This is a genomic window from Deinococcus sp. (assembly GCF_018260555.1).
GTDB lineage: Bacteria > Deinococcota > Deinococci > Deinococcales > Deinococcaceae > Deinococcus.
The window spans coordinates 1-4,649 of record NZ_JAGLBB010000115.1 but is presented as its reverse complement, the minus strand read 5'-3'; the positions used below and the strand labels follow the sequence as shown (position 1 = coordinate 4,649).

Here is a 4,649-nt window from a genome sequence, read left to right as displayed (position 1 = left end):
ACTGGTCAGCGTGTTCACGGGGGATATTCTCATGCCCAATTTCTCTGTCTGATCGTCCCCTGCTGAGCAGTTACGAATTCGGCGGCTGGAAAAGGCGTACTTGATGCGGTCCCAGGTGGCAGCCGGCACGTGATGCGCCTCATCCACGAAAAGGTGGGAGCAGTATTCGACCAGACGATCCAACACCTCATCGGTACAGCCGCTGAGGATACTCATGGTCGTCACCACGACGTTGGACGGTCCGAACAACTGCTCTACTTGATTCAGGTCCTTGGGAATGTGCTTAAGGCGGCACACGATGGGATAGAGAGCATCGGCCTCCACCACCCCGAACTCTTTGAGCAGACCCAGGGTCAGGAATTTGTCACCGATCTGATCGCGCAGTGCGTCGTTGGGAATCACCACTAGTAGCCGCTCCATGCGTTGCTGCACGCAGAGGGCCAGCATCGTTTCCGTCTTCCCGGTGCCGGTCGGCATGACAATGGTGGCCGGATCCTCACGGGCCGTCCAGTGGGCCAGCGCGGCGTATACCGCTCCAATCTGTGGAGGACGCAGTCCAGATGACTGCACGCTCTTATCAGCCTGGAGTTGCTCCTCAAGAAAGTGAAACTTTCCCGCCCAGGAGCGGCGCACCGCTGTGGGATCTGTTGGCGTCACGGCCACTCTGGGCCGTGGGGCGAGCCACCGCGCCTGTAGGCTGCCGATCTCCTCGGGGTGTGTCGGAAAGTCACCAGTGGTGGTCTGCAGAGCAGCACTTACCTCAGCAGGAATCACACGCATCCGGTCGTACACCACGATCTGTTGGCCAGCGGTAATCACGCTCCAGCCGACAGTGCGGGCCAGGGGTGTCAGTGTGGCGCCGGCGATGACCCGCCTGTTCTGCTGGAGTTGCTCGATCGGGCTGCCGTGCAGCTTGAATTGCACGGCGTACTGGGGGGGGAGGGCGATGTCGGCGGTGCGGTTAGGTGACGTCAAGGGCAGCCTCGTGTCGTTGCCTTTCGGGATTTATAGCTCTTCAGCGCGCAACGCGATCGCATGAAAACGCCTTGCGGACAGCATATTGCCGAGTCGGGCCGCACCCAGGGTCCAAGGCACGGCCCCGGCTAGAGTTAACGCAGTTTCTGGGTCGGGTAGCGGTTGCGAATGTGAGCTGCAAAGTAAGAGCCGTGCGAGGGGGCAGACATCAGCCCCTGGTGTACAGAAGCGGGCACTCCCGCATAACTGTAAAGCCCGCCGTTCTTGAACGCGACTTCAAGCGTTTGGGAGGCCGAATCATACGCGATGGACGCGAGATTGCTGGATGTGACGGCAATATGCTTCATATCTCTCCTGCGGATTTTGTGGTGGCTGGTAAACAGATCGAGGTGCGCTGTATGGGTTTCGCCGTGCAGCCGCGCATCTGGGCAGCCTGTTATTCGAGGCCGTAGTCGTTGCTGCCCAGGCCATCTGGGGTACTGCCCATCGCTGGGGGGGTGGGGGGCGGTATGGTGGCTTCGGCTTGAGCGACGCCCCAAACCGCGACGAGGAGGCCGAGGAGCAGCCGGATCACGGACAGAATTTTCATCCCGCCAACGCTATTGACGCGTCGGTTGAGCATCGGAAAAGGTGGCCAGTGCAGCGTTTACACCAGTTTGAACAGGGTCAGTACCATGACCTCATCACCGATCTGCAGGCACAGACCCACCTGACCCTCATCGAACGTCGGCTCCTGGGCGTCAGCGCCCTGCGACTCGGGCACTTCCAACTGGCCGAACCACATCTGCTGCGGGCCCACCTGGGTGGCGACCCGGAAGCTACCGTGGAGTATGGGAACCTGCTGCGCGTCACAGGACGCTGGCTGGACGCGCAGGTACATTTCGCTGCCCACGCCGCCCAGATGAAGGGGGAACTCCGCTGCCGCCTGGAGCGCTGGTGGGGTGTCACGGCCTTCCAGGCGGGCGACACCGAACCGGGTCTACGGCGCGTGGAGCAGGCCTTGCACGGATACCTAGCCCTGGGCGACGAAGCTGGGGCGGCGCGGGTGACGGTGTCCCTGGCGCGGATGCTTGTCACCACCGGTCAGGTTGCCCGGGCCACACGTCTGTATCGGGAGGCGCTCCAGCAGCTGCCAGCCGCGCCCAATCCCCTGCCGCGACTCACCGCGCTGCAAGGGTGGCTGGACCTCCTGGTCGCTGCGGGTGAAAGCCCAGAGATCGAAGACGCGCTGCGAGAAGCACAGGCGCTGCTACCAATGACGTCTTCCCAACGAGCCCAGGCGCACCTCCTCACCAGCATGGCAATGCTGCACGCCCGGCGCGGCCAGTGGCGGCAGTACGGGGCGCTACTCACGGCCATTCAGGGGCTTCCGGAAGCGCTCGAGGACGTTGAAGTGACGCGGTGGCTGGCGCCGCGACTGGCCGAATACCACGCCCGCCAGGGACGCTACGCGCAAGGGCATACGGCGCTGTATCTCTGGGGCACACCACCGGGCACGCCCCTGCCCCCCGCCGTCCTGCAAGCGCGGGGCATCATGGCCTGGCGTGAAGGCCAGTTGGAGCAGGCAGATCGGGACCTGCAGGAAGCAGCGGTGCGCCTGACCGAAGAAGGGCAGTACGTCTGGGCCGCCCGGGCGAAACTCCACCACGCTCATACCCTGTACCTGATGGGCGCGGCAACCTTCCCAGCGCGTCTCCGGGAAGCGGCGGAGGACTTCGCACGTCTTCAACTCCTACCGGCCATGACCGCAGATCTGGAAGATGTCGCAGAGAGCCTGCACGCGGGCGCACTGAATCCGGCGCTGCGCTCAACCCTGGCTGGCCTGTTGATGGGGCAGCCGAGTCTGCGCGGTATTCCGCTGCGGGGAATGGACAGCGATCTGACGCGCATAGATGTCGTGACCTTGGGCGGTGAGCAGGTCACGGTCGAGGGTGAGGTGGTTCCCCTCAGCCCAGGTGCTGTGGCCGTGCTGGCTCACCTTGTCCTCCAACCTGGGCAGACTCGGCAGCAGCTTCAGGCGGCGCTATACCCGGATAAGTTTCCAAACGCTGCAGCCAGCGCGATCAAAACTCACCTTGCTGAGTTTCGCCGACATGTCCCAGGCGACCTCGTGATCACGAACGGGCCGTATCACGCGAGAACCTACCACCTGAGCGTAGGATTCGGCGTGCGACTCGACCTGCTGGAATTCCGGGCAGCGCTGACTGCACGGAACATGGCCCGTGCCCTGAGCCTGTACCGGGGACCAGCGTTCCCTGCCATGATGCATAGCGACTGGGCGGAAGGTCTCCAGCGCGAGGCTCGCACAGGTCTGTCGCTCCTGGCGCAGCAACACGCCCGCGCACGCCTACAGGTGGATGAACCCGAGCTGGCCCTTGCCATCTGTGATCAAGTCCTTGACGTTGAACCGGAATTGGTCGAGCTGCATGAACTCAGGCTGCAGGCAGCCAAGCAACTGGGCGACCTCCGTCTGATTGCGCAGTGCTCCGCGCAGTGGGCCGCTCTGGTTTGACGGCGGATCTCAGCTCCATTGACGGGCCAACAGCACGCCTATCAAGTTCAGCTGCTATCCACTGGCCCTCCTGTGGAAATCCCCAGCTGCGCTGTGTGAGTGAGTCACGACTGTCTGGAACGCATCCGACAGCTGAACCACTCGTGCTTCGAACAGCACACCGGCATCTATGCCAAAACCTTCGCAAAGCGTTGATCCGTATTTATAATTTCAGATTTTTGCACAGATGAAATTTCATAGATTCATAACTCCGACTGTACGTCTGGGTGGACAGTAGAGGCGTGATTATTACCGTTGCTGGCTTCAAAGGCGGAGTGGCCAAGACCACCACTTCTGTGCACCTGGCGGCTTACCTTCAGCGTTCCGCTCCGACGCTCCTCGTCGACGGCGATGCCAATCGCAGCGCCTCACTCTGGGCCTCGCATCAGGGGCTGCCATTCACAGTCGTTCCCGAGGCGCAGGCCATGAAATTCTCGCGCCAGTTCGAACACATCGTCATCGATACCGGAGCCCGGCCCACCGCAGATGAACTCCGGGATCTGGTCGGCGGATGCGATCTCCTCGTGCTCCCCACGAACCCGGAGGCCATGAGCCTAGACGCACTACTCCAGACGACGGAGGCCCTGCAGACTCTGGGGGGGCAGTACCGCATTCTGTTGACGCTCGTTCCCCCGAGTCCTTCCCGCGAAGGGGACGAGGCACGCACGCTCCTGGAGACAGAGGGTCTTCCGGTGATGCGGGCTTCGATCCGGCAGACGTCTGCGTTCCGGCATGCGAGCGCGCAGGGGGTGCCGGTTTACGCCGTTCGGAATTCCCGCGCGGCCAGACTGGCGTGGTGGGACTATGAGCGGGCCGCTCAGGAAATCGTGGCGGCGGTCGGAGCGCAGGAATGACGGGCAGCAAATTTTCCAGCCTGCGTGCCATGCGGGAACGCCGTGAACAGGAGGCCAGTGCAAACCCCGGTCCTGTGATGGCCCCTGTCGAGGTGGCCGCAGCTCAGACGGGGTCGCCTCGTCGGGTGGGTCGTCCTCCAGGGAAACGGTCGAATCCCGAATTGATCTGTCAAGGGTTTGGTGGAGCCTCAGTTCGGGATGGGGGCCTGCTCCTCGAAGGCCGTCGGTGACCGATAGCCCAACGACGAGTGACGACGACGACGGTTATA

The 4,649-nt window shown here is 62.8% G+C and carries 4 protein-coding genes; 2 read left to right on the top strand and 2 right to left on the bottom strand.

Going from position 1 to position 4,649, the window contains the following annotated elements; translation table 11 throughout:
- Both QZ271_RS13915 and QZ271_RS13910 read right to left on the bottom strand, forming a co-directional pair.
- The coding region (locus tag QZ271_RS13915) for a DEAD/DEAH box helicase family protein (RefSeq protein WP_291432476.1) at nt 1–975 on the bottom strand (975 nt) is incomplete at its 3' end.
- A 134-nt stretch (nt 976–1,109) separates the two neighbouring features.
- A complete protein-coding gene (locus QZ271_RS13910; RefSeq protein WP_291432475.1) occupies nt 1,110–1,322 on the bottom strand; it encodes a KTSC domain-containing protein in 213 nt (70 codons plus the stop codon).
- A gap of 176 nt (nt 1,323–1,498) precedes the next feature.
- Here QZ271_RS13910 and QZ271_RS13905 point away from each other — a divergent pair, with 176 nt between their 5' ends.
- Nucleotides 1,499–3,487: a hypothetical protein gene (locus QZ271_RS13905; protein ID WP_291432473.1), complete on the top strand. Its 1,989-nt coding sequence runs from the start codon at nt 1,499–1,501 to the stop codon at nt 3,485–3,487.
- A gap of 281 nt (nt 3,488–3,768) precedes the next feature.
- A complete protein-coding gene (locus QZ271_RS13900; RefSeq protein ID WP_291432471.1) occupies nt 3,769–4,380 on the top strand; it encodes a ParA family protein in 612 nt (203 codons plus the stop codon).
- Nucleotides 4,381–4,649 lie beyond the last annotated feature (269 nt).

Excerpts from the sequence above, each read along its gene's own strand:
- QZ271_RS13910 (WP_291432475.1), bottom strand. The coding sequence starts at position 1,322 with ATGAAGCATATTGCCGTCACATCCAGCAATCTCGCGTCCATCGCGTAT.